The 25,512-nt window shown below is 60.6% G+C and carries 19 protein-coding genes; 6 read left to right on the forward strand and 13 right to left on the reverse strand.

What is annotated here, in order from left to right; genetic code table 11:
• Positions 1-55: 55 nt before the first annotated feature.
• Together ACQY47_RS14925 and oadA are read left to right on the forward strand one after the other, a co-directional pair.
• Complete coding sequence (locus ACQY47_RS14925; protein WP_003213442.1) at positions 56-1,471, forward strand: acetyl-CoA carboxylase biotin carboxylase subunit; 1,416 nt, start codon at positions 56-58, stop codon at positions 1,469-1,471.
• A gap of 101 nt (positions 1,472-1,572) precedes the next feature.
• On the forward strand, positions 1,573-3,381 hold the full coding sequence (gene oadA, locus ACQY47_RS14930) for a sodium-extruding oxaloacetate decarboxylase subunit alpha (protein WP_428549895.1): 1,809 nt from the start codon (positions 1,573-1,575) through the stop codon (positions 3,379-3,381).
• 83 nt (positions 3,382-3,464) lie between these two features.
• On the opposite strand, the gene ACQY47_RS14935 is transcribed toward oadA, so the two are convergent.
• The 3 genes from ACQY47_RS14935 to ACQY47_RS14945 all read right to left on the reverse strand — a co-directional run bounded on the left by ACQY47_RS14935 (position 3,465) and on the right by ACQY47_RS14945 (position 6,552).
• The gene (locus ACQY47_RS14935) at positions 3,465-4,736 is read right to left on the reverse strand and encodes an autotransporter outer membrane beta-barrel domain-containing protein (protein WP_428549898.1); all 1,272 of its coding nucleotides are present in this window, start codon (positions 4,734-4,736) and stop codon (positions 3,465-3,467) included.
• Between the two features lie 167 nt (positions 4,737-4,903).
• On the reverse strand, positions 4,904-5,734 hold the full coding sequence (locus ACQY47_RS14940; RefSeq protein WP_099550229.1) for an amino acid ABC transporter permease: 831 nt from the start codon (positions 5,732-5,734) through the stop codon (positions 4,904-4,906).
• Complete coding sequence (locus ACQY47_RS14945; protein WP_017135780.1) at positions 5,731-6,552, reverse strand: transporter substrate-binding domain-containing protein; 822 nt, start codon at positions 6,550-6,552, stop codon at positions 5,731-5,733. Before ACQY47_RS14945 ends, ACQY47_RS14940 begins: the two co-directional genes overlap by 4 nt.
• Positions 6,553-6,664: 112 nt before the next feature.
• Here ACQY47_RS14945 and ACQY47_RS14950 point away from each other — a divergent pair, with 112 nt between their 5' ends.
• On the forward strand, positions 6,665-7,564 hold the full coding sequence (locus ACQY47_RS14950; protein ID WP_428549902.1) for a homocysteine S-methyltransferase family protein: 900 nt from the start codon (positions 6,665-6,667) through the stop codon (positions 7,562-7,564).
• Between the two features lie 3 nt (positions 7,565-7,567).
• Here the strand turns inward: ACQY47_RS14950 and ACQY47_RS14955 are convergent, their stop codons facing one another.
• From ACQY47_RS14955 to ACQY47_RS14965, 3 genes are read right to left on the reverse strand one after another with little or no spacing between them, the layout of a single operon-like run.
• Positions 7,568-8,248, reverse strand: coding sequence for a GNAT family N-acetyltransferase (locus tag ACQY47_RS14955; RefSeq protein ID WP_186617245.1), 681 nt, complete (start codon positions 8,246-8,248; stop codon positions 7,568-7,570).
• A 10-nt stretch (positions 8,249-8,258) separates the two neighbouring features.
• On the reverse strand, positions 8,259-8,705 hold the full coding sequence (locus ACQY47_RS14960; RefSeq protein ID WP_099550232.1) for a GNAT family N-acetyltransferase: 447 nt from the start codon (positions 8,703-8,705) through the stop codon (positions 8,259-8,261).
• Positions 8,702-9,340, reverse strand: coding sequence for an FMN-binding negative transcriptional regulator (locus tag ACQY47_RS14965; protein ID WP_099550233.1), 639 nt, complete (start codon positions 9,338-9,340; stop codon positions 8,702-8,704). The genes ACQY47_RS14960 and ACQY47_RS14965 overlap by 4 nt, the downstream gene beginning before the upstream one ends.
• Before the next feature lie 87 nt (positions 9,341-9,427).
• On the opposite strand from ACQY47_RS14965, the gene ACQY47_RS14970 reads away from it, so the two are divergent.
• Positions 9,428-10,966, forward strand: a complete 1,539-nt coding sequence (locus tag ACQY47_RS14970; protein ID WP_138449558.1) for a PLP-dependent aminotransferase family protein — start codon at positions 9,428-9,430, stop codon at positions 10,964-10,966.
• A gap of 6 nt (positions 10,967-10,972) precedes the next feature.
• On the opposite strand, the gene ACQY47_RS14975 is transcribed toward ACQY47_RS14970, so the two are convergent.
• From ACQY47_RS14975 to aspA, 7 genes are all read right to left on the reverse strand, one after another.
• Positions 10,973-15,595, reverse strand: coding sequence for a dermonecrotic toxin domain-containing protein (locus ACQY47_RS14975; RefSeq protein ID WP_428549907.1), 4,623 nt, complete (start codon positions 15,593-15,595; stop codon positions 10,973-10,975).
• A gap of 371 nt (positions 15,596-15,966) precedes the next feature.
• Entirely contained in the window at positions 15,967-17,058 is a 1,092-nt protein-coding gene (locus ACQY47_RS14980; RefSeq protein WP_428549910.1) for a polyamine ABC transporter substrate-binding protein, read from the reverse strand.
• A complete protein-coding gene (locus ACQY47_RS14985; RefSeq protein ID WP_428549913.1) occupies positions 17,055-18,089 on the reverse strand; it encodes a histone deacetylase family protein in 1,035 nt (344 codons plus the stop codon). The genes ACQY47_RS14980 and ACQY47_RS14985 overlap by 4 nt, the downstream gene beginning before the upstream one ends.
• Positions 18,090-18,221: 132 nt before the next feature.
• Positions 18,222-19,208, reverse strand: a complete 987-nt coding sequence (locus tag ACQY47_RS14990) for an AraC family transcriptional regulator (RefSeq protein ID WP_428549916.1) — start codon at positions 19,206-19,208, stop codon at positions 18,222-18,224.
• A gap of 50 nt (positions 19,209-19,258) precedes the next feature.
• Complete coding sequence (locus ACQY47_RS14995; protein WP_428549919.1) at positions 19,259-20,236, reverse strand: asparaginase; 978 nt, start codon at positions 20,234-20,236, stop codon at positions 19,259-19,261.
• A 76-nt stretch (positions 20,237-20,312) separates the two neighbouring features.
• On the reverse strand, positions 20,313-21,758 hold the full coding sequence (locus tag ACQY47_RS15000) for an alanine/glycine:cation symporter family protein (RefSeq protein ID WP_017135791.1): 1,446 nt from the start codon (positions 21,756-21,758) through the stop codon (positions 20,313-20,315).
• 392 nt (positions 21,759-22,150) lie between these two features.
• A complete protein-coding gene (gene aspA / locus ACQY47_RS15005; RefSeq protein WP_017135792.1) occupies positions 22,151-23,575 on the reverse strand; it encodes an aspartate ammonia-lyase in 1,425 nt (474 codons plus the stop codon).
• Between the two features lie 182 nt (positions 23,576-23,757).
• On the opposite strand from aspA, the gene ACQY47_RS15010 reads away from it, so the two are divergent.
• Together ACQY47_RS15010 and purE are read left to right on the forward strand one after the other, a co-directional pair.
• Positions 23,758-24,666, forward strand: a complete 909-nt coding sequence (locus ACQY47_RS15010) for a LysR substrate-binding domain-containing protein (RefSeq protein ID WP_043048142.1) — start codon at positions 23,758-23,760, stop codon at positions 24,664-24,666.
• Between the two features lie 348 nt (positions 24,667-25,014).
• On the forward strand, positions 25,015-25,506 hold the full coding sequence (gene purE, locus ACQY47_RS15015; protein ID WP_003195648.1) for a 5-(carboxyamino)imidazole ribonucleotide mutase: 492 nt from the start codon (positions 25,015-25,017) through the stop codon (positions 25,504-25,506).
• The last annotated feature ends 6 nt before the right edge of the window (positions 25,507-25,512 follow it).

Genomic DNA, 25,512 nt, shown 5'->3' on the forward strand with positions numbered 1-25,512 from the left:
CGACCCGGATCCAACGGGTCGTAGAACGCAGCAATCGGCTCAAGGGAATTTCCAAGTGATAAAAAAGATCCTGATCGCCAACCGTGGTGAAATTGCCGTACGAATCGTGCGTGCCTGCGCCGAGATGGGCATTCGCTCGGTCGCGGTTTACTCGGACGCCGACCGCCACGCGTTGCACGTTAAACGTGCCGACGAAGCTCACAGCATTGGTGCCGAGCCGCTGGCCGGTTACCTGAACCCGCGTAAGCTGGTGAACCTGGCCGTGGAAACCGGTTGTGACGCCTTGCACCCAGGCTACGGGTTCCTGTCGGAAAACGCCGAGCTGGCAGACATTTGCGCCGAACGCGGGATCAAGTTCATCGGCCCGTCGGCCGAAGTGATCCGCCGCATGGGCGACAAGACCGAAGCGCGCCGCAGCATGATCAAGGCCGGTGTGCCGGTCACGCCAGGTACCGAAGGCAACGTGGCTGATATCGCCGAAGCCCTCACCGAAGGCGACCGCATTGGTTACCCGGTGATGCTCAAGGCCACCTCCGGTGGTGGCGGTCGCGGCATCCGTCGCTGCAACAGTCGTGAAGAACTTGAACAAGCCTTCCCACGCGTGATCTCCGAAGCCACCAAGGCCTTCGGTTCGGCGGAAGTGTTCCTGGAAAAATGCATCGTCAATCCCAAGCATATCGAGGCGCAGATTCTCGGTGACAGCTTTGGCAACGTGGTGCATCTGTTCGAGCGCGATTGCTCGATCCAGCGTCGCAACCAGAAGCTCATTGAAATCGCCCCAAGCCCGCAACTGACGCCTGAACAGCGCGCTTATATCGGCGACCTGTCGGTACGCGCGGCCAAGGCCGTGGGTTACGAGAACGCCGGCACCGTGGAGTTCCTGCTCGCCGAGGGCGAGGTGTACTTCATGGAAATGAACACCCGCGTGCAGGTGGAACACACCATCACCGAAGAAATCACCGGCATCGATATTGTGCGTGAACAGATCCGCATCGCCTCGGGCCTGCCGCTGTCGGTGAAACAGGAAGACATTCAGCACCGTGGTTTCGCGTTGCAGTTCCGCATCAACGCCGAAGACCCCAAGAACAACTTCCTGCCAAGTTTCGGCAAGATCACCCGTTACTACGCGCCCGGCGGTCCCGGCGTGCGGACCGACACGGCGATCTACACCGGCTACACCATCCCGCCGTTCTACGACTCCATGTGCCTGAAACTGGTGGTGTGGGCGTTGACCTGGGAAGAAGCCATGGACCGCGGCCTGCGTGCCCTGGACGACATGCGCCTGCAAGGCGTGAAGACCACCGCCGCCTACTACCAGGAAATCCTGCGCAACCCGGAATTCCGCAGCGGCCAGTTCAACACCAGTTTCGTGGAAAGCCACCCTGAGCTGACCAACTACTCGATCAAGCGCAAACCCGAAGAGCTGGCCCTGGCCATCGCCGCCGCCATCGCCGCCCACGCAGGCCTATGAATGAAACAGCTGCGAGCTTTTAGCTACAAGCGGCAAGTAAAAGCAGATTGGCTTTTTCTTGCAGCTTATAGCTTGAGACTTGCCGCTATGAGGAGATACCAATGACTAAGAAGATCTTCGTTACAGACACCATCCTGCGCGACGCCCACCAATCGCTGCTGGCGACTCGCATGCGCACCGACGACATGCTGCCGATCTGCGACAAGCTCGACAAAGTGGGCTACTGGTCCCTGGAAGTCTGGGGTGGCGCGACCTTCGACGCCTGCGTGCGCTTTTTGAAAGAAGACCCGTGGGAGCGCCTGCGCAAACTGCGCGCCGCGTTGCCTAACACACGCCTGCAAATGCTGCTGCGTGGCCAGAACCTGCTGGGCTACCGCCACTACAGCGACGACGTGGTCAAAGCCTTCGTCGCCAAGGCTGCTGTGAATGGCATCGACGTGTTCCGCATCTTCGACGCCATGAACGACGTGCGTAACCTGCGCGTGGCCATCGAAGCGGTCAAAGCTGCCGGCAAACATGCCCAGGGCACCATCGCCTACACCACCAGCCCGGTGCACACCATTGACGCTTTTGTGGCCCAAGCCAAGCAAATGGAAGCCATGGGTTGCGACTCGGTAGCGATCAAGGACATGGCCGGGCTGCTGACTCCGTACGCCACCGGCGAGCTGGTCAAGGCATTGAAAGCCGAGCAAAGCCTGCCGATCTTTATCCACTCGCATGACACCGCCGGCCTGGCTGCGATGTGCCAACTCAAGGCGATCGAAAACGGTGCCGACCATATCGACACCGCCATTTCCAGCTTCGCTTGGGGCACCAGCCACCCGGGCACCGAGTCGATGGTCGCCGCCCTTAAAGGCAGCGAATTCGACACTGGCCTGAGCCTGGAACTGCTGCAGGAAATTGGCCTGTACTTCTACGCCGTGCGCAAGAAGTACCACCAGTTCGAAAGCGAATTCACCGCCGTCGACACCCGCGTGCAAGTCAACCAGGTGCCGGGCGGGATGATTTCCAACCTGGCCAACCAGTTGAAAGAGCAGGGCGCACTCAACCGCATGAGCGAAGTGCTGGCCGAAATCCCGCGTGTGCGTGAAGACCTTGGCTTCCCGCCGCTGGTCACGCCGACCTCGCAGATCGTCGGCACCCAGGCGTTCTTCAACGTGCTGGCCGGCGAGCGCTACAAGACCATTACCAACGAAGTGAAGCTCTACCTGCAAGGCGGCTACGGCAAGGCGCCGGGCACCGTGAACGAGAAGCTGCGTCGCCAGGCCATTGGCAGCGAAGAGGTGATCGATCATCGCCCAGCCGACCTGCTCAAGCCGGAGATGACCAAGTTGCGCGGCGAAATCGGCGCATTGGCCAAGTCCGAAGAAGACGTGCTGACCTACGCCATGTTCCCGGATATCGGCCGCAAGTTCCTCGAAGAGCGCGACGCCGGCACCCTGGCGCCTGAAGTGCTGTTGCCGATCCCTGAAGCCGGCGGCGTGGCGCGTGCCGGTGGTGAAGGCGTGCCGACCGAGTTCGTCATCGACGTGCACGGCGAAAGCTACCGCGTGGATATCACCGGTGTTGGCGTGAAAGCCGAGGGCAAACGGCACTTCTACCTGTCCATCGACGGCATGCCCGAAGAAGTGGTGTTCGAACCGCTCAATGAGTTTGTCAGCAGTGGCGGCAGCAAGCGCAAGCACGCGACCGAGCCGGGCCATGTCAGCACGGCGATGCCGGGCAACATCGTCGACGTATTGGTCAAGGAAGGCGACGTGGTCAAAGCGGGCCAGGCCGTGCTGATTACCGAAGCCATGAAGATGGAAACCGAAGTGCAGGCAGCGATTGCCGGCAAGGTAACTGCCGTTCACGTGGCCAAGGGCGACCGGGTCAACCCTGGCGAAATCCTGATTGAAATCGAAGGCTGACCCAGCCTTCGACACTACCGCTTAATCCTCGGGGGGGGCAGGTGCTCCCCTTTTTTTTGCCTGAAATTTACCGATCGGCGCGGTTAAAAACTCATCTTCCACTCCCCCGTCAGGCCCTGGCTGCGGCTGTGGGTACCGGCATGGGCACTGTAGGTCAGGCCCACGCTGTGTTCGGTGGACAAGGCGAGGTCCAGGCCTGCTTGCATATCGAGGCTATTGCGGTCCAACGAGGTACCGGTGATGGTGAAACTGTCGATGATTCCTGGTGCGGCGCGAGTGGATTGGCGTACTTGGCTGTCGACTTCGCCGTAAAGATGCTTCCAGCTGGTACTCACGTGGGGTGTGAGGCTCATCCGATTGTCGAACCGGTACACCGTGGCCAGCCGCAGGCCAAAGGTGCTGTTCAGGTTTTGCTGGGTTTGTGAGCCGACGTTCAGCGCGGTCACGCCGCCCTTTTCTTTAAAGCTGTCACGGTGGTAGCGCTGATAGCCCAGGCCTGCGAAGGGCTCTACGTGTACGTCGGCACTGCCCAATTGGTAGCCCAGCTCGGAAAACACTGTTTGGCTTTGAGCGTTGTAGTTGCCCTGGAGTTGCTCCTTGAAACCGAGCAAGTTGACGTCACGTTTGTTCTTGCCCGCGTGATCGCTGTAGAACGCCCCCATGCGCAGGGCCAATGGGCCGTCCTGGCGCACGGCATAGCCGCCAAGGTGCAAGCTGTCGAGTTCGCCTTTGAAACGTTGAGCCTGAAGCTCGCTGGTGGACTTGGCGCCCATAACACCGACTCGCCACGCGTCACCCACGGCCCAATCGGCGCCCAGCATCAGGCCTTTGGTGCCCTGTTTGAGCCCGTCGCTGCCGCCTTGTTTGTCGAGCTTGCCGCCGTTGCCCAGGCCTTGCACCCACAAATGGCCATCGCCATCACTGGGCAGCGTGCGCAGGGTTGCGAGCAATGAGTTGCTGATGTGCGCGGTGGCGTTTTGGGTCGCGCCAGCCAAGTTGGCATTTTGGCTGCCTGCCAGTTGCTCGAATGCGGCACCCAGGCCGCCTGGTTGTTGGGACAGTGCGTCAGCGGCTTTTTGCAGGCCTTTGATTTCTTCCGAGGTCAGGTCGCCGGCTTGCAGTGCACGTTGCAAAGCCGGTTTAAGCACCGCAGCCAGTTGCTGGCCGTTGTGAGTCGTCGCCTGGTCGAAGTAGCTGTCGATGGGCACGATTGGCGCCGGTGGCTGGTATTGCCAACGGTCATTGGAAAGATCCAGCTCGAATTGAAAAGGTGCAGCTGCGAAGGCAAACGAAGTACTGGCTACGCCAACAGCCAGGCTGATAGCGCGTGCAAGTTTTAGGACGGAGAAGGGCATGAAGTCATAGCCTCTGGTGAATGAGGCCGGGAATTTAGCGAGATGGCGGGGCGATAACTGTCAGGCTATCGACCCCTGATTTGCGGGAGTTGTCTCTACTGCGGTGCGATTAAAGCCGCATTTGCCTTAGGCTCGTCAGCGCGTGGTTGAGGCTGTTGCCTTAGGCATCACCCCCGCTGCACATAGCCTTTGCCGTAGTGACGCTCCAGGCGCGCCTGGATCAGTTCCAGCCCGAGGGACATCACCCAGTAAATGATCGCGGCGGTCGTGAGCATTTCGATGTATCGATAACTTGATCGCCCGTACGACTGCGCCAGGAACATCACTTCCCACACGCCCATTACCGAGATCAGGGACGAGTCTTTGAGCATGGAGATGAACTGATTAGTGGCGGGCGGCACGATGGTGCGCATGGCCTGGGGCAGGGTGACGTGCCAGAAGATCGCGCTGTCACGCATGCCCAGAGCCAGGGCGGCTTCTCGTTGGCCGTGGGGAACACCGAGGATGCCGGCGCGGAAGATTTCGCTCAGGTAGGCGCCGTAATTCAGTGAGAGCGCGATGATCCCGGCGACAATGGCGCCTGGTACCAGGCCCAGTTGGGGCAGGCCCAGATAAATCAGCAGGATCTGGATCAACAACGGCGTGCCGCGAAAGAACGAGGCGTAAAAACTCGCAATGCCAAAGGCCACGGCGCTTTTCGACAGGCGCCCCAGCGCGGTGATAAAACCCAGCACCGACGACGCGACTATCGAGCAAAGGCACAGAAACAGCGTCAGCGCTGCGCCTTGCAAAAAACCGTTCGGCGCCAGGTGCACACCGACCAGGTTGGGCAGCTTGTCGAGGATGATCGAGAACTTCAGGTCAAAGCTCAGGAAGAAGCTGGCGAACAGGCAAAACAGCGCCGCCCACGTCAGGTACAACCGCGTACGAAAGCCAAAGAGTCGCTGTAGCCGCGATGCGTTCACCGGCGGCTTGGGAGGTGTCGGGAAGGCGGTCATTTGCTGATATCGGCGCCGATCCATTTTTGCGACAGCTTGCTCAAGGTGCCGTCCTGTTTCAACTGCGCGAACACTTCACGCACCTTGGCATTCCACTGCGGGTCACCTTTCTCGATGGCCACCGAATTGGGCTCGGCATACAGCGACTCACCGGCGAGCTTGAAGCGCTTGTCCTGGTTCAGGCGCGGTTGGGCAGTGACCAGGTTGGTGAGGATCGCATCCAGGCGCACACCGGCGCCCAGGCCCAGGTCCTGGAAGGCGACGTTATCGGTGTCGTACGGGGCGATCTGCACATCCTCGAACGGGTACTGAAGTTGCGTATCTTCGGCGCCTTCGATTACCAGGTTCTTGTTCAGGTAGCTTTCATAGCTGGACGCGCTGGTGAGGCCGACTTTCTTGCCGCTGAGGTCTTTGGCGCCATGGATGCGCTCATCCTTGGCATTCACAACGATCACCGCAGGCGAGGCGTAGTACTCCACCGGGAAATCAAACACTTCGGCGCGGGCTTTGCTCGGGGTCATGGAGCAGATGCAAATATCGTAGCGGCCGCTCCAGCGACCTGCGGCAATCACATCCCAGGACGGCGTTTCCAGACGCAGCTTCACGCCTAACTTCTGCGCGACTGCCTTGGCCACGTCGACGTCAAACCCATCGAGTTGGTTCTGCTCGTTGAGAAACGAGAATGGCGGGTAGCTTTCCATCAGCACGCCCACCAGTTCTTTCTTTTGCTCAACCCGGTCCAGGGTTGCACCGCCAAAGGCTTGGGTAGAGGCAGCCAGCATCGTCAGGCCCAGGGCCAGCAGCGGTTTAAGTTTCACAATCGACACCTGAATAAAAAAGGGTTGTTATTAACCAGACGGTACGCATTAAATAGTTATAAGAACGACTCTCATAGTGAGTTATTTTCATAAGCTTATGAGTAAAAAGCATATGGGCACAGTAAGCGCAGTAATTCTCGATGGTGGCATGGGCCGTGAACTGCAACGCCGGGGCGCGCCGTTTCGGCAGCCGGAGTGGTCGGCATTGGCGTTGAGCGAAGCGCCGCAGGCGGTAGAGGCGGTGCACACGGCTTATATCCAGAGCGGTGCCAACGTCATCACCACCAACAGCTACGCGGTTGTGCCGTTTCATATTGGTGAAGCGCGGTTTGCTGCCGAAGGCCAGGCGCTTGCGGCGTTGGCCGGTGAATTGGCGCGACGTGCGGTACAGGCTTCAAGCCAGACGGTGCGTGTGGCAGGCTCATTGCCGCCGCTGTTCGGCTCCTACCGGCCCGATTTGTTCGAGGCCGACCGAGTCAGCGAACTGCTGACGCCACTGGTGAATGGCCTGGCGCCCCATGTCGACTTATGGTTGGCGGAAACCCAGAGTTCAATCGTTGAGGCACGGGCAATCCACGCCGGCCTGCCGCAGGACGGAAAACCGTTCTGGCTGTCGTTTACCTTGAAGGATGAAGACACCGATGAGGTGCCACGCCTGCGTTCTGGCGAACCGGTGGCAGACGCGGCTGAAGCGGCTGCGCAACTCGGTGTGGCGGTGCTGCTGTTCAATTGCAGCCAGCCGGAGGTGATTGGCGCAGCCATTGATACCGCGCGCCAAACGTTTGAGCGCCTGGGGGTGAGCATTCAGATCGGCGCCTACGCTAACGCCTTCCCGCCGCAGCCCAAGGAGGCCACCGCGAACGATGGCCTCGACCCCCTGCGTGACGATCTCGACCCATCCGGCTACTTGCACTGGGCCGCCGATTGGCAGGCACGCGGTGCCAGCCATTTAGGCGGTTGCTGCGGGATTGGGCCGGAGCACATTGCGGTGCTCGCCCAGAAGCTGGCCTGAGGCTTAAATCGCCTGGCGGCGACACTCCGCCAGGCCTTTCAGCTGACCAGAACCGGCCTGGTTCGCTTCGGACAACCACTCTTCAAAGCCTGCGCCCACGGTGGGCCATTCCGAATCCAGAATCGAATACCACGCGGTATCGCGATTCTGCCCCTTCACCACCATATGCTGGCGGAACACCCCTTCAAAGCTGAAGCCCAGTCGTTCGGCCGCGTATTTTGAGCGGGCGTTGCCGTTGTTGCACTTCCACTCCAGTCGACGGTAGCCCTGCTCGAACGCGTATTTGGCCAACAAGTACACCGCCTCGGTGCTTTTGGGCGAGCGTTGCATCGGCGCGCCGAAGGTGACGTGGCCGATTTCGATACGGCCGTGGGCCGGGACGATGGACATCAGGCTGAGGATGCCTTGCACATCGCCGCTGACGCGGTCGATCACGCTGAAAAAGTACGGGTCGCTGTTGGTTGCATGGTTGTTGAGCCATGCATCGAACGCGGCGCGCTCCGGGAAGGGGCCGTAAGGCAAATAGTCCCAGAGTTTCGGGTCGGCACCGGGGCCTTCAAGGGCGCGGAACAGACCGTCGGCATGCCGCGCCGGGTCGAGTTTTTCCAGACGGATAAAACGCCCTTCAAGCAGTTGAACCGTGGGCGCCGGGACGCCTTTCCAGTCGGCGGGTGAGATAGGCATGCTGCGCTCCTTAAAGACCTTTGCGAAATTGAATGAAACCCGGGCGTTCGGCGATGCGTTCGTATAGCGCAATCGCGGTGGCGTTGGTCTCGTGGGTCAACCAGTGCACCTTGGCACAGTTATCGGCCTTGGCGGTGGCGTAGACAAACTCGATCAACTTACGGCCCACGCCAGTGCCGCGCTGGGCTGGGTCCACCAGCAGATCCTGCAGGTAGCAGGAATTCTCGATGCTCCAGTTGGAGCGATGGTAGATAAAGTTGACCATGCCCACCGCCTTGCCGTCCTGCCAGGCGAGCGCCGAATGGGTCGGCTCGTTGGCATCGATCAGGCGTTGCCAGGTGCTTTGGCTGACGGCGTCCGGCAGTTCGGTTTCGTAGAACTTCAAATACGCCTGCCACAGCGGTAGCCACGCGACGTGGTCGGCGGCTGTTACTTGGCGGATGTCGATCTGACTCATTCTGAAACTCCTTGGGGAATAAAGCGCGCGAGGGTCTGGTCGCGCACATCAAGGCTGGCAGCCAGGCCTTCGCGCACGCCGGCAATATCGGCTGTGCTGCGGTTCTGGCTGAGTTTGCGCTTGCCGAGCAGGCGCTCGACGGGCAGGGCGAAGCCGACGATGGCCTTGAGCATGCCGTCAATGTAGTCGGCCGGGGCGTCGCTGACTTTCCATGGCTGGGCGCGGCTGCCTTCGTGGCGATCGGTGAGGGCGGTGACCACCGCGAGCAGACGCTCGGCGTCGGCAAATACCTCAGCCTTGCCGTAGGCATGCACGGCGATGTAATTCCAGGTGGGCACCACTTTGCCGTGCTCGGCCTTGGCCGGGTAAAACGCCGGGCTGACATAAGCGTCGGCACCGGCAAAAATCACCAGGGCTTCGCTGCCATTTTGCAGGTCACGCCATTGCGGGTTGGCCTTGGCCAAGTGCCCGTAGAGCGTGCCATTCGGGCCTTCATCGGGGTTGAGCAGCAGCGGCAAATGGCTGGCCTGCAGGCCTTGCTCACCAAAGGTCACCAACTGCGCCAGGCGGGTGTGCTGGATCAGTTGCTGCAGTTCAGGCAAATCATTGAGGGCAAAGGCGCGCGGTGTGTACATGGAAATTTTCCTTGGCGAATGCCTGCATCCTAGGCAGGCTAATGGTTCGTTGTAAGAGCCATCTGGCACCAATTTCATAGGTCCAATATGTCGCCCATCGCGCCGCCGCTGTCGTTCAACCCCGCAGGTATCGAGTTGGATCGCCGTCAGGGGCTGACGCGCCAACTCTATGAGGCCCTGCGCCAGCGCGTGCTGGACGGGCGACTGGTCAGCGGCACGCGATTACCCGCCAGCCGTGATTTGGCGGCGGCATTGTCGATTTCCCGAAACAGCGTGGTGCGCGCCTACGATCAGCTGTACGCAGAAGGGTTTATCGAAAGCCGGGTGGGTGACGGCACCTATGTGGCCCAACTGCCCACGGCAAAAAAACTATCCACAAAAGTATCCACAGGGTTTTCAACAGGGTTATCCCCAGCCTTATCCACAAAATGGGCGGATTTGCCGGAAGATCTGGACAATGAAGTTATCCACAGGGCGGGCCTGGCACGGGTAAAAAACAACCACCTGGCTCACCCTCCGGCTGGACCGCCTCGGGCATTTCGAGTGGGTGTGCCGGCCTTCGACCTGTTCCCGTTTGATATATGGGCCAAGCTGAATGGGGCGTTCTGGCGCAAGCCGAACCTGGAACTGCTGTGCTATGGCGACCCGGCCGGTGACGATCGTTTGCGCGGTCTGATCGCTGCCTATTTGCGCAGTTCACGTGGCATGCAATGCACGGCTGAGCAAATTGTGATCACCAGTGGCGCACAGCAAGCGATTAGCCTTTGTGCACAGTTGCTGGTGGAGCCTGGGGACGGCGTGGCGGTGGAAAACCCCGGTTATCGCGCCGCCGGCCATGCGTTCGCCTTGGCGGGCGCTCGATTGCATGGCGTACCAGTAGACAGCGAGGGCCTGGATTGCCAGGTGCTCAACGCTCTGCATGATTGCCGTGTGGCCTATGTCACACCTTCCCATCAGTATCCGTTGGGCGTGGTGATGAGCCTGGCCCGGCGTCTGGAGTTGCTGGCCTGGGCCGAGCGTACGGGCGGCTGGATCGTCGAGGATGATTATGACGGAGAGTACCGCTACAGCGGTGCGCCGCTGTCGCCCTTGGCGGCGCTGGATCGCAGTGGCCGCGTGTTATACGTCGGCACCTTCGGCAAGGTGGCGTTCCCGGCATTGCGCCTGGGCTACCTGGTTTTACCACCGGCCCTTGTGCAAGCGTTTACCCGGCGCCGCGCTGTGGACATGCGCCACTCCGAAGTCAGTACTCAGGCGGTGATGGCTGAGTTTATGGCGGCAGGGCATTTCCAGCGCCACATTCGCCGGATGCGCCGCGCTGCGCTGAGCCGGCGCAATGCTTTGTTGGCCGGTTGGCCGGACGGGTTGCCTGGCGTCGGGGCCTTGCCCAGCGTTGCGGCCGGGCTGCATCTGACAGTGCGAGTGGACAGCCTTGCCCGCGAGCAGACGTTGCTCGCTCAGGCCCATGCGGCCAATGTTGAGATCAATGGTTTGAGTAGCTATTGGCTGGCGTGCACAAGCCCACCACCGGACCAGCGCGCAGGCCTGGTGATGGGGTTCGCCGCTGTGCCCGAGGCGGCTATCGCGCAGGCGCTGGCACGTTTGCGCCAGGCGTGGCAGGCATAAAGACCATCAGCTGTTGAAGAACAGCGACTTGGCCAATTGATCACCGATGCTGCTGCGGTGGATTTCTATCATTTCCCAGTCACTGGGGCCGGTGCGTTGGCGAGAGCCTCCAAGGCGCTGTTGTTCACGGGTTTTCAGGTGGCCCTTCTCGAATTTCTCAAGGGCGGCGCCTTTCGTTGCATAGTGAAAGTGCGCGTACCACAGCACAGTGTTGGTCTCTTTATCGCGTACTTCGTACTCGTCCAGATAGCCCTTAGGCGGCCCTTTGACGGCGCGGCGGCTGAAGGTTTTGCCGATCTTTATCAGCCCTTGGCTATGCAGCCACTCCACCCGCGCCGCAGTTGGCGGTTGCTGTTTGATCATGTCTATGTAGGTTTTTCTACCCAGGCGATAAAGCCGCTGTGCTGCCTCGTTGAGGTTGCGCTTGGTCGAAGCGGCGGAAGTATGACCGCTCTCGGTGAGATTGCGCCGAGTCAGCGCTTGCTCGATATCGTTTGACGCGTCCTCCAGTTGTTTGCCGTAGGCGTCGAACATATCTTGGATGTCCTGGGGCGAATGCCAGGGTTTACGCGAAAAATCCCGGTACTTGTGGGTTTCAGCTCGCTCGCTGTCCAATAGCGTTTGCCCGGTGTTGATGCTGGTATCCAGGTCTACAGCGGCAGGCGCTGGCGCTGGCGGGCTGACCTTTTGCCGCTTGACCCAGACGCCTGGGGTTTTTTCATGAAACGTAGCGAGTACCTTGCCCGTCACGGACGCCCTGACATCGACCAGCGTGCTGTCGGCCTCTTGGGGCTGGGCTATTAAAGTGCCGTCGTAGCGTGTCTTGATGACTTTGCGCCGTGGCGCGGGCGGGGCTTTTGAGCTGCCGGGCTTGGGTTCCAGGGCTTTTTTCTCGCGCAGCAGTTGCGCCAGGTCGTGAATAGCCCGCTGGCTGAATTCGCCAATCTGCTGTCGAAAGCTTTCCAGGCGGGGTTTCAGCAGAAACTGCGGGTGCTCGGCATGCATGTCCAGCAGGCGTTGGTCTGCGCTGGAAAATTGCTCAACCAGGCTGTTGAGCACATCAATGCGTTCATCCAGCGTGCCGCTGTCCCGTTTCATGATTTCATTGAAACTCTCGACGTTCAGTTCGGCTGTATCGACGCTTTGGTTCATCTGCTCTCGCAGCGTGGCAGGGATCTGGCTTTGCGCTTCATCGATACACAAGTAGCGAGCCAAGCCGATCTCCAGAGATTTGAGCTCAGCGAGGGTGAGCGGTGGCAACTCGCCCATGGTTTTGTGAATGACCGCTGCGCCGTCATCTCCCAGCACTTTGAGATCGCTGAAACGGTCGTTGATGAACTCCAGGCGCTTGATGATTGCCAGGTTCAAGGTGGACAGATTTTGCGCGCTTCGCGCCTGGCTTTTATAGTCAATGTCTACCTCGGCATCGAGGATTGAGAACGACGATTTTAAGGCCTCGCTATAGCTCACCAATTGTTGTTCCACGGCTATCTGAGTCAGTTGTATTTGCTGCTTCAGGTAACCACTCATGTTGCTCTGATAGGCGGGCATGGCGTCGATGATGCTCAAGGACTTCAGCTGACTGATCGCTTCATCGTATGCCACCAGCCGGCTGTCGACCTCACCTATGAACGCTGTACGCCGCAGGTCGGTGGAAGGTCCGGGGGCCGCGTCCAGCGCGGGCCTTGACTCAAGCACGTCCAGTTGTTTGCGGGCGGCGACCGCGTCGAAGGCGTTGAGCTGGGTCATGAGTGTTGCAACGCGCTCAGGCTGATCGACCTTGACCGCTCGCCGACGGTGTCGAAGACCTCCACCGCGCAGTCGCAAACGGACATCAACAAACCACTGGCCCGCCAGGTTGCCGATCAACGGCGGGCCCGTACGCAACGGTGCCTTCGGGTCAATGATGATGACACTGTCGTTGTCATCCACCCTTACCTCGAACCAACGCTCACCAACCGGTGCATACCACTTGTCTGCAAGTGGATACAGGTTCAAGTGGCGCCCGGGCGTTTTGTTTTGTTCGCCAAGTTTATCGGGTCTGGCGACGTTGAAGCCGTCAAGTGTCTTGGCCAGGCCCAAGCGGCTATGGCTCAGGGCCCCCAGGATGTGTACGGCGTCTTGATGCTTGGCGGGCAGTTGGCTGTCGGGAATATTTGCTTGTTGCACAGCAGTATATTTTTTCTCGGTGACGGGTGGTTTATCGGCAGTTTCGATCGTTGTTGACTCGGATTCAGTTTCGATCTTCGACGCCTCGAACTGTTCCAGCGGGCGCGGATGGCGCAGGGCGATGTGCAGGGTCAGAGCCATGCCCAGGTTGAGGAATACATCGACTAACGCTGTCCACGAAGCCTGTTGATCCCCCTTGTTCACAGCCTCCTCGGTGGCTTGCAGGTCGTCCATGATTTGCCAGACCCAGGCGGCAATTCCGACGGTACGGCCCATGAACGGCAGGGCAGCGTTGAAGATTTGCCAGCCAGTGTGTCGAAACGTCGCCCAGCGTTTCTGCACATTGGACACCGACTGACGGTCCGCCAATTCGACCATGGCGGTGGCGTTGGCCTTGAACAGCATTGCCAGGGCGTCATTGCCCACTTCTTCATCGGTCAGGGTCACGGGGCCGCTCATGTACAGCACGGTAAGGGGTTCGACCAGGGCTCGCACCACCGTCCAGGGCGAGGGGAAGGTGTCCGGGAACACATATTGGGCGTAGTTGAAGCTTTGCGCTTGCGGCAGCCAGGCCAGCACCGATTCGCGCAAGGGGCGGTCATGTTTGATGGCGTACAGCAGGTTTTGCCGTGACGGGAATTGCATCAGCATCGGTTCCAGCAACGGGCGATAGAGCAGGCACGGACCGGCGCTGGCGTTCCTTGGACCGATCACGAACATATTGGCGACCACGTCGCGCTCATGGCCGGGGCGCAGGGTGGGCACGAAGGCCAGGGCGCGGATAACAATGGGCTGCCCGTCTACATGCCGGTCGTATTCATCGGCGTGCATCACGGCGGCAACGTAGCGGTAGCCGAGTTCATCAATTGCTCCCTGTTGGCGGATTTTCATTTGCAGGGCCAACAGCGGCAGTTGCAGGCGCAGGTGGTTGATGTAGAGCTGCTGGCGGTGACTGGATTGCGCCGGGTCATCGAGCAGTTTCTGTTTGATCAGCACGGGATAGTGCTTGCCGATATCAACGTCTTCGATCAGGTCTTTCAAATAGCTGAAGGTCAGCCAGCTGGGGACGCCATCGTCATTGCCGTTGTAGTGCACCGTGGTGTTGCCGGTGGGCAGGCCGGTGAGGTTGTCCAACGCCAGATCGATCAGGCTGCGACGGGTGATGTCCACGCTGCCCGGCACGACGAGCGTGCCCCACACCACCGGGCTTTCGATCACCACCTCGATTTTGTCCAGGTTCAGGCTCGCACCGTCTTTATGCGAGTGGATGCGGCTTTGCAGTTGTGTGCGGGCATAGTCGCGAATGGGGGCAATGCCGTCCCGGAATGTTTCGCCGTGATAATGGGTATGCAGTTGGGCCAGGTCGATCATGTAGCGGCTATAGGCGGCGGTGTCCGAGTCCGACGCCGAAGCCAGCCAGTCGGGCAGTTGATGATGAACGTCTCGGATACTCGAGAGTTGGTGATCGCTCATCTCTTCGATGCTGGGCACAATGCGGGCGACGGTGGCCGGGCTTGCCTGCTCCTCTGCCGGCTCCTCGACAAAGGCCTGGCCGTAACTGCCGATGGCGCGGATTTGTAGTTCGATCAGAGTACAGGCCAGTGTGTCGAAAAAGTTGCCATCGGGTTCATACAGGCGCCATTGCAACGTGGTATCGCGCTTTGGCGCACTCAACCGGGCGGGCAGCGAGGCGCCGAATGTTTCAAGTGACTCAAAGGTTTCGTAACCGCTTACCAGCGAGTGCGTCAGGATCAATGGGCGTTTGTCATGCTCGCCAACCAACACGGCGATGTCCATGAAACTGACGTGGGTGGACTCGCCGTCCCGGAGTAGATCGACATCAACCAGGTAGGCGTGACTCTTGTAGCGATCATTCAACGAGCGCCTGTCCCGGTCGGGTTTCTGGAACACTCCACGGGCCATGGCCGCTTGGTGCTCATCCAGGCCTTGCTCTTCGGTGACGTTCCACACTTTCCTCAGCGAGTTGGAAAACGTCTGCCAGCGTGGTCCGCTGCTACCGTTGGAGGCGTTCCAGAAGTTAAGTTGCTGTTCCTGAAAAGCGATGAACAGAAAGTCGGATAACTCATTGATCAAGCGCGCGATGGCATCGATCTTCACCTCAAGGTGCACAGGCGCCGCCGCGTACGGCTGCAAAGTGAGGAAGTGCTCGCCATCGATGTAAGTTACCCGCTCGCGGGACAGCGCTTGATGAGCCAGCACTGAGGTCAGGGATTGAAGAACGGCTGGCGCCGGTTCGACAGTGCTGCCCACGACATTCCAGCGAGGGCTGACCACCATGGCCAGGTCGGGGTCGATATTGAGGGTGGGGTAGAGTTCTTTGAGTGCCGCGCGCAACGTGGTGGCGGCGACCTCGTGGGTGGTGGGCCCGGTGGTTAACTGGGTGAGCAGTTCATAGGTGCTGGGTGGGCGATGATTGTTGTTAAGTAGATCGTTGGGCATGTGTTGCTCCGCTGCAATCGCTAGCCTGGACGGGCGTTGAGGATGTGCAAGGTAGCGATGGCCGTTGCCGGGAGGACGGTAGATAAATAGCGGTGGCGCCGCTAAATCAGATCAGACGCACTCGCCCGTGAAGGGCCGGTAGAGAGCTGGGTGAGCAGCGCTATCCGTGCATCCGGACGCGGTGTGTTGGTGGGCGTGGTGCTTGAAGCGGAGGCGTTCATGAGGAGGCTTCCCTGTCTGGCCGTTTGGTGGAACTAGCCTGAGGTAAAGGCCAGGCGTTCCATGCCAGGGCGCGGCCACACAGAGAGGCGGTGCTTAGATAGGCCCACCTTCACGAGCGCATTTGAAGGCGCCCGTCAAACCAAGGTGCTTCAGGTGCCGGATTTGATCTTGGTCCAGGCCCTTGTTCTGGCGCGTTCGGCTTTGCTGTCCAGAGGTTTAAGGGTGTAGAGCGTGGCCATGGCGGTGTCGGTCGGATACAAGTTGGGATTGTGGCGAATGGCAGGGTCGACGCTCTCGGTAGCGTCCTTGTTCGGATTGGGATAGCCGACAAAGTCACTGATGGGCGCGATCACTGTGGGTTGCAGCAGGTAGTTGAGGAAGGTGTAGGCGTCGTCCGGATTTTTAGCGCCTTTGGGGATGGCGAGCATGTCGAACCAGATCGGCGCGCCCTCCTTGGGTAGACGCATGTCCACGGTCACGCCATTTTTGGCTTCTTTGGCACGGTTGGCGGCCTGGGAGAAACTGCCTGAATAACCCACCGCCACACAAATATCACCGTTGGCGATATCGGCCATGTACTTGGAGGAGTGAAAGTAGGTGATGTACGGGCGGATCTTCATCAGCAGCGCTTCGGCCTTGTCGTAGTCCTTGGGATTGCTGCTGTTGGGGTCCAGGCCCAGGTGCTGCAAGGCCAGTGGCAGGATCTCGGAGGGCGAGTCCAACAGCGCCACACCACATTGCTTGAGCTTGCTGATGTTCTCTTCCTTGAAGATCAGATCCCAACTGTCTACCGGCGCATTGTCGCCCAACGCCGCCTTGACCTTGGCCGGGTTAAAGCCAATGAGGATGGTGCCGTACATGTAAGGCACGGCGAATTTATTGCCGGGGTCGTTGGCTTCGATCAGCTTCATCAGCTTGGGGTCGAGGTGGTTCCAGTTCGGCAGCTTGCTGCGGTCCAGCGGCTGGAACACGCCGGCTTCGATCTGCTTGGCCAGGAACACGTTGGACGGTACCACCACGTCATAGCCGGAATTGCCGGTGAGCAATTTGGCTTCCAGCGCTTCGTTGGTGTCGAAGATGTCGTAGACCAATTTGATCTTGGGGTTCTGCGCCTTGAAGTCTTCCAGGGCTTTGGGCGTGATGTAGTCGAACCAGTTGTAGACCTTGAGGGTTTTCTCTTCGGCGTGGGCCGCGCCACCGATGACGGCGGCGCAGAGGACGAGCGACTTGAGCCTGTTCATTGGGCAGCTCCTTCAAAACCTTCGAGGACGTTGACGGCGTTGATGCCGATTTCTTCCACCGCGTAACCGCCTTCCATCACAAACAGCGTGGGCTTGCCCAACCGGGCAATGCGCGCGCCCATGGCCAGGTAGTCCGGGCTGTCGAGCTTGAACTGCGAGATAGGGTCGTCCTTGAACGTGTCCACGCCCAGGGACACGACGATGATGTCGGCGCCGTAGCGCTCGATCTGGGCGCAGGCTTCTTCCAGTGCGGCACTCCAGGCTGCCCAACCGGAACCGGCCGGCAGTGGGTAGTTGAAGTTGAAGCCTTCGCCGTCACCTTCGCCCAGCTCGTCGGCATAGCCGAGGAAAAACGGAAACTCCGCCTCCGGGTGGCCATGAATCGAGGTGAACAACACGTCGTTGCGTGCGTAAAAAATCGACTGGGTGCCGTTGCCGTGGTGGTAATCCACATCCAGGATCGCGACGCGTTTGTGGCCCTGGTCGAGGAAGGCCTGGGCGGCAATGGCGGCGTTGTTGAGGTAGCAATAACCGCCCATCAAGTCGCCCGCAGCATGATGCCCAGGTGGGCGGCACAGGGCGAATGCACTGTGGGCGCCGTTCTGGATGGCCTGCTGCGCCGTGAGGGCGACTTGCGCCGCGCTGTAGGCGGCTTGCCAGGTGCCGGCGGTAATCGGCGCGCCGCCGTCGAAACTGTAATAGCCCAACTGGCCATGCAGGCTTGTGGGGATCACCCGGCGCAGCGTGCGCGCGGGCCAGGTGTAGGGCAGCAAGTCGCCCTCCTGGCCGTACTCGGTCCAGCGCTGCCAGGCGCCTTGGAAGAAGTCGAGGTAGTCGTGGCTGTGGATACGCTGCAGCGGTGCCAGGCCGAAATCCTGCGGCGCGTGTACCGGGCCCAGTTCGCGGTCTTTGACCCGTTGCAACACGTGGTCGGCGCGCGAGGGCATTTCAAAGCAGGGCATCAGTTGCCCGTCCATCAATTCACAGCGGCCATGGTGCAGGTGGTGATCGTCCGAGTAGATCGTCAGCATTTGTTGTTCTCCGCAGGCTGTATCGGTGGGTCCAGTCTTGCGGCGGGCGTGCTTTAAGAGAACGGCAGGAGCGGCCAAAAGGGGATAATTATGGCCAAATTATCTGTCCTGAATTCGCCCCTCAATGAAGCATCATGCGCGAAATTGGCTCGGCGCCACGCCACTCCAACGCACAAAGGCATGCCTGAAACTTGCCGTTTCGCTGAAGCCCAGTGCCTCGGCAATCCGGTAAATCGGCCACTGGTCCTCGGCCAGCAGTTGCTTGGCGCGCTCGAAACGCAGCTCGTCCAGCAGCTCCTGGTAGCTGCAGCCCAGGTCATGCAGATGCCGGCGCAGGGTGCGTGCCGAACAGTTCATCTGCTCGGCCAAGCCCTCCAGGCCCGGCGCGGCGTTGAGCTGTGCGGCGAGCAGCTGGCGAATTCTGCCGAGCCAGGCCTGGCGCCCGGTGAACTCCAGGTTTTGTTTGCGGCAACGCTCGGCCATCGCCTGGTGAGTAATGGCGTCGGCCAGGGGCAGCGGCTGGTCCAGCCAGTGCTTGTCGAAGGCAAAGGCATTGGCGGTGGCCTGAAATTGCAGCGTGCAGGGGAAGCGCTCGGCGTAGCGCATGCGATAGTCGGGGGCATCATGTTCAAAGCGCGCAGCCAGTAAAGGCAGAGGCTGGCCGAGCAGGTCGTCGCAGATCACTTTCAATGACGCCAGGCACAGCTCGACGTTGAACATTTCCAGGCTAGGGGTTTCCCGGTAGTCGCCGGCGGTGAACCAGATGCGCTCACCGTCTTCTTCAAGGCTCAGCTCGAACAGGGTTCCCAGCAGCGCCGGATAGCGCAGGGCCAAGCGCAATGCGTCACCAAAGGTGGCACTGGTGAGCAGGGCGTAACCGAGCATGCCGTAGGCCGACACATGCATTTGTGCGCCCAGCTCCAGGCCGACATCGCGGCGCAGGGCCACGGCATTGGCGCACACGCGCATTTCCTGATTGGTGGTGATGCGCGTGTCGGCCCGGCTCAAGTCCGCCGCACAGATGCCGCTGCCGGCCAGCAGTGCCTCATGGGGCAAACCTTTGAAGGTGTTAAGCACCAGCGAAACAGCATTGAGGGTGGTGAGGTGGGAGTGCAGCATGGGAACTTCCAGCCAGGGGATGGCTGGAAGTGGAGCAAGTTACATGCCGGTCAGCTCAGTTCGCCGCACAGGTCCAGTTCCACCAGACGGCGCACTTCGCTGGCCTCAAGCCCGGCGCCGAGCAAGGCATTGAGCTTGCCGAACGCCGCTTCGCGGGTCATGCCGCCACCGGACAGCACGCCCACGCCGCGCAGGCGGCTGCCGGCTTCGTACACGTCCAGTTCCACGCCGCCTTCATGGCATTGAGTGATTGCCACGACGGTTACACCCAGCTCCTGCGCACGCTTGAGGCTGGCGAGAAAATCAGGGTTATCGCTCGGCCCGGTGCCGCTGCCGAAGCATTCCAGCACCAGCGCCTGTATGCCGCTGTCGATCAACGCGTTCAGTTGCGCGGCGGCGATGCCCGGCACCAGCGACAACACGCCGACATTGGCCAAGGCTTTGGGCTGGCGGTAATGCAGGGCGGCCGGGATCATGTCGGCCTGGGCGACGCCGCCATTGCGCTGCAGGGCCGCAAACGGGTGGCGACCGAAGCTGCGGATTTTCGCGCAACGGGTCGGTGCCATCAGCGCGCCGTGGAAGTACAGCTGCACGCCCGGCGCCAGGCCTTCGCCCAAGGCTGTCAAGGCGCCGCTGACGTTTTCCCAGGCATCGCTGTCGGGCACGCCGGCCGGCAACATGGAGCCGGTGAAGACTACCGGCGCCGGCAGGCCCAGCAGTTGAAAGCTCATGGCTGCCGCGCTGTAGGCCAGGGTGTCGGTGCCGTGCAGGATCAGCACCGCATCGCAGCCTGCGTCCACGGCCTCAACCACGGCGCTGCGCAGATGTTGCCAGTAGGTGGGCGTCATGTTGGCGCTGTCGATCAGTGGCGACATCTCTTGAAAGCGCCAGGTGGGCACTGCTGCATCGGCGAGCTGTTCGCGCATGCGCGCCTCAAAACCCGACGCCGGCGCCAGGCCGTTGGCGCTGGCCTGCATGCCAATGGTGCCGCCGGTGTAGAGCACCATCACGTTGTTAGCTGGTTGCATGAAAAATCTCCTGAACGAAAAACGCCGCCGGGCCCAGAGCATGCCCAAGGCCGGGCGGCGTGTCATCTAGCGGTGATTAACGTTGCGCTTGAGCGCTCAGTTCAGCCGAGGTGACTTCTGCCGGCTTTGCCGGGTTGGCCGGCCAGGCCTTGCGGTCCAGGTCCAGGTCAGGGAACTGGCTGGAGTCGAACACCGGCGTCTTGATGCCTGCGGCACGCTGGTTGTCGTAGTCATTGAGGATGCGCATGGCAATCTTGAACAGGAACGCCAGGGCGAACAGGTTGACGAACGCCAGCAGGGTCATGGTGATGTCGGCGAAGGCGAACACGGTGCTCAGGTTCTCGATCGAACCCCAGAAAATCAGCACCAGCACCAGCGCACGGTAGCCCATCAGCACCTTGCGGTTGTTACCCACCAGGAAGCGCAGGTTGCTCTCGCCGAGGTAGTAGTTGTACATGATCGAGGTGAACACGAACAACGCCAGGGCCACCGAGATGAACATCCGGCCCCAGTCACCGACCACCGCCGCCAGGGAGTTCTGGGTCAGGGCAATGCCGTCGCCTTCAAAACCTGGGGTGTAGAAACCGGAGAGCAGGATCAGCAACGCGGTGCAGGTACAGATCACGAAGGTGTCGAGGAACACGCTGAACGCCTGCACCACGCCTTGGGCGATCGGGTGTTCTACCGAGGCCACTGCCGCCACGTTAGGCGCACTGCCCAGACCGGCTTCGTTGGCGAACACGCCGCGCTTCACACCCATGATGATCGCGCTGCCCACCAGGCCACCGAAGGCTTGGTCGAGGCCGAAAGCGCTTTTGACGATGGTCGCGAGCATGGCCGGCACGTGGTCGAATTGCAGCACGATCACGTACAGGGTCACAGCGATGTAGACCAGGGTCTTGACCGGCACCAGCAGGTCGGCAATCGAAGCGATGCGCTTGATCCCGCCGATAAACACCAGGCCCAGCAATACCGCCAGCGCCAGGCCGGTGTAGGTGGTGTCCAGGCCAAAGGCGTTGTTCAGCGAGTGAGTCACGGCGTGGGCTTGCAGGCCGTTGAAGGCGAAACCGAAAGTCACCAGCAACAGGAACGCCATGACCATACCCAGCCAGCGCTTCTGCAAGCCGTGCTGGATGTAATACGCCGGGCCGCCACGGTAGGTGCCCTCGGCATCGGTGCGCTTGTACAACTGGCCGAGGGAGCACTCGATAAAGCTCGAGGACATGCCCACCAGTGCGGTGACCCACATCCAGAACACGGCGCCCGGGCCACCCAGGGTCACGGCAATGCCGACACCGGCGATGTTACCGGCACCCACGCGGCCGGCCAGGCTGAGCATCAGCGCCTGGAAGGAACTGAGCTGGCCGGCGCTGCTCTTCAGGCTGTCTTTGAACACCGAGAACATGTGGAAAAAGTGACGCAACTGTACGAAACGCGAGCGGATCGTGAAATAACCGCCGAGCCCGACAATGAGCACGATCAGTACTTTCCCTGAGAGGAAGTCGTTGATGACTTCGAGCATGGAGTGTTCCTCGCTGATTTTTCTAATGGCAAACGCAGGACGGTCCGACGCGTCGCTCAGCACCAGGCAGTGCACGACGCTTCGCCCCAATCCTTTTGCGGGTGTTGTTATTCATGCGCTTTCGCGATGTCTGCGGGCCTCGTTACCGACGGCCGCAGACGCGAAGAGGGGCGGCACTATACCTAGGCGAGCGTGATCCGTCTGCACGGGGCGATTAAAGGTTTCAGCCAGGCGGTTGCAGGCAAGGAGGGTTTGCAGGGCGATATTGGATTTTTTATGGGCGTCATTTCACAACCTTGGGGCAAAAAAAAGGGCCTGAAGAACGAGCCTTCAGGCCCTCAAAAGGTGAGAGGTGTCTAGTCCCTCAACCTGGTGAGCGGTGCATCAAACGCTTAGGCCTTCAGCGGGACCAAACGTGGAGCAATCATGTTTTCGGGGCGCAGGATGTCGTCGAGCATGGCGTCGTCGAGCAAGCCTTCTTCGCGCACCAGTTCCAGCACGCCGCGGCCGCTTTCGAGGGCGATACGCGCAATGCGGGTGGCGTTTTCATAGCCGATGTACGGGTTCAGCGCGGTGACCAGGCCGATGGAGTGTTCCACCAGTTCGCGGCAACGGGCTTCGTTGGCGGTGATGCCGACGATGCAGTGTTCGCGCAGCATGTCCATGGCGCGTTGCAGCAGGCGGATCGAGTCGAAGATCTTGAAAGCGATCAGCGGCTCCATCACGTTCAACTGCAGTTGGCCGCCTTCGGCTGCCATGGTCAGGGCCAGGTCGTTACCGATAACCTGGAACGCGACCTGGTTCACGGCTTCCGGGATCACCGGGTTAACCTTGCCGGGCATGATCGAGCTGCCTGGCTGGCGTGCCGGCAGGTTGATCTCGTTGATGCCGGTGCGTGGGCCGCTGGACAGCAGACGCAGGTCATTGCAGATCTTCGACAGCTTCACCGCAGTACGCTTGAGCATGCCGGAGAACAGCACGAAAGCGCCCATGTCGGAGGTGGCTTCGATCAGGTCGGCAGCCGGAACCAGCGGCTGGCCGCTGATCAGCGCCAGGCGTTGTACGGCCAGGGCCTGGTAACGCGGGTCGGCGTTGATGCCGGTGCCGATGGCGGTGCCGCCCAGGTTCACTTCGGTCAGCAACTCTGGCGCCAGTGTTTTCAGGCGAGCCAGGTCTTCACCCAGGGTGGTGGCGAAGGCGCGGAATTCCTGGCCGAGGGTCATTGGCACTGCATCTTGCAATTGGGTGCGGCCCATTTTCAGCACGTGGCCGAACTCGACGCCTTTGGCGGCGAACGCCTGGATCAGGCTGTCGAGGCTGGCCAGCAGCGCGTCATGGCCCAGCAGCAGACCCAGGCGGATCGCGGTTGGGTAGGCGTCGTTGGTCGACTGCGCCATGTTCACGTCGTTGTTGGGGTGCAGGTACTGGTACTCGCCCTTGTTGTGGCCCATGGCCTCCAACGCGATGTTGGCGATGACTTCGTTGGCATTCATGTTGGTCGAAGTGCCAGCGCCGCCTTGAATCATGTCCACCACGAACTCTTCGTGGAAATCGCCGCGGATCAGACGGGCACAGGCTTCGCTGATGGCAGCGTGCTTGGCTTCGCTGAGCTGGCCCAACTCGCGGTTGGCGTCAGCGGCTGCTTGCTTGACCATTGCCAGGCCGACCACCAATTTCGGGTAATGCGAAATCGGAACGCCCGAGAGGCGGAAGTTGTTCACCGCTCGCAGGGTCTGGATGCCGTAATACGCTTGAGCCGGTACTTCGAGTACGCCAAGCAGGTCTTTTTCTGTGCGGAATGATGCAGCGGAGGACATGACGGAAATCATCTCGATATGGACCCGGAACAGGCCGGAACGCTGCGAATGCTAGGCTTGTAGAAGTTTTTGGGCCAATGCTGTTAAACACTGGCCTATGCACAAACGGCATAATGTTGATGTGACCCGGTTATCATGGCGGGCGTGTGTGCCAAAATGGTGCGTGTCCGTGGGAGGAAGCGATGAACCTTGAGAGCAAATGGCTGGAAGACTTCAGCGCCCTGGCGGCAACCCGCAGCTTTTCCCAGGCAGCGGAGCGGCGCTTTGTCACCCAGCCAGCGTTCAGCCGGCGTATCCGGAGCCTTGAAGCCGCGTTGGGCCTGACGTTGGTCAACCGTTCGCGCACGCCCGTCGAGCTGACGGCGGCGGGGCAGCTGTTCCTGGTCACCGCGCGCACGGTGGTCGAACAGCTCGGTGAAGTGCTGCGCCATTTGCATCACCTGGAAGGTGGGCAGGGCGAAGTCATGCAAGTGGCGGCCGCGCACTCCCTGGCATTGGGCTTCTTCCCGCGCTGGATCGCGCAACTGCGTAACGAGGGCCTTAACATCGCGACCCGACTGGTCGCCACCAACGTTGGCGATGCAGTGCACGCCCTGCGCGAAGGCGGCTGCGACTTGATGCTGGCGTTCTACGACCCGGATGCGGCCATGCAGATGGACGCGGAAATCTTCCCGTCGCTGCACCTGGGCAACACCGAGATGCTCCCGGTGTGCGCCGCCGACGCCGACGGCAAACCGCTGTTCGACCTGGAGGGTGAGGGCAGCGTGCCGTTGCTGGCCTACAGTGCCGGCGCCTTTCTCGGGCGCTCGGTAAATTTGCTGCTGCGCCAGCGCGCCCTGCGTTTCACCACCATTTACGAAACTGCCATGGCAGACAGTCTCAAGAGCATGGCCCTTGAAGGCTTGGGTATCGCCTGGGTGCCGCAGTTGAGCGTGCGTGCCGAACTGGCACGTGGCGAACTGGTGGTGTGCGGCGGCCCGCAATGGCATGTGCCGCTGGAGATTCGTCTGTATCGCTGCGCGTTGGTGCGCAAGGCGAACGTGCGGCTGCTATGGCGCAAGTTGGAAGGCGGGGCTGCACAAAGCACCTGAGCGCAATGCAGATCAACTGTGGGAGCTGGCTTGCCTGCGATGCAGGCACCTCGGTGCATCAGCCTTAGTGAGGTGATGCTATCGCAGGCAAGCCAGCTCCCACATTGACCCCGTTTCCATGGGAAATTTGCGTTGGTTTCGCTGACTTGAAAGTCAATAAAACCGCCACTTTGCGCCGTAAGACAGATGGTCATTCCAGGGGCTGTTTATCTGGATTATTACGGTATACTGCGCGGCCTTCGGCCGGTCCAACCGGCCTTAATTCGTACACCAAGCCACGCCGGATTTCCCGCGTGGCTTGTTGTTTTTTGACGCGCCTGCGGGCGCCCAGAGAGAAGAGGCACGACGATGAGTGCATTGGTTGGCGTGATCATGGGCTCCAAGTCCGATTGGTCCACCCTTAGCCACACCGCCGATATGCTGGAAAAACTCGGCATTCCGTATGAAGTGAAAGTGGTCTCTGCCCACCGCACCCCGGATTTGCTGTTCCAGTATGCCGATGAAGCAGAATCCCGTGGCATCGAGGTGATCATCGCCGGTGCCGGCGGTGCGGCGCACCTGCCAGGCATGTGTGCGGCCAAGACCCACCTGCCGGTGCTCGGTGTGCCGGTGCAGTCGTCGATGCTCTCGGGCGTGGATTCGCTGTTGTCCATCGTGCAGATGCCGGCCGGTATTCCGGTGGCTACATTGGCAATCGGCAAGGCCGGCGCGATCAACGCTGCGTTGCTGTCCGCCAGCATCCTGGGCGCCAAGCACCCGCAGTTCCATGCGGTGCTGAAAAAATTCCGTGCTGAGCAGACAGACAGCGTGCTGGACAATCCAGACCCACGTATCGCCTGAAGGTAT

The organism is Pseudomonas edaphica (assembly GCF_965277385.1).
Classification (GTDB): domain Bacteria; phylum Pseudomonadota; class Gammaproteobacteria; order Pseudomonadales; family Pseudomonadaceae; genus Aquipseudomonas; species Aquipseudomonas edaphica.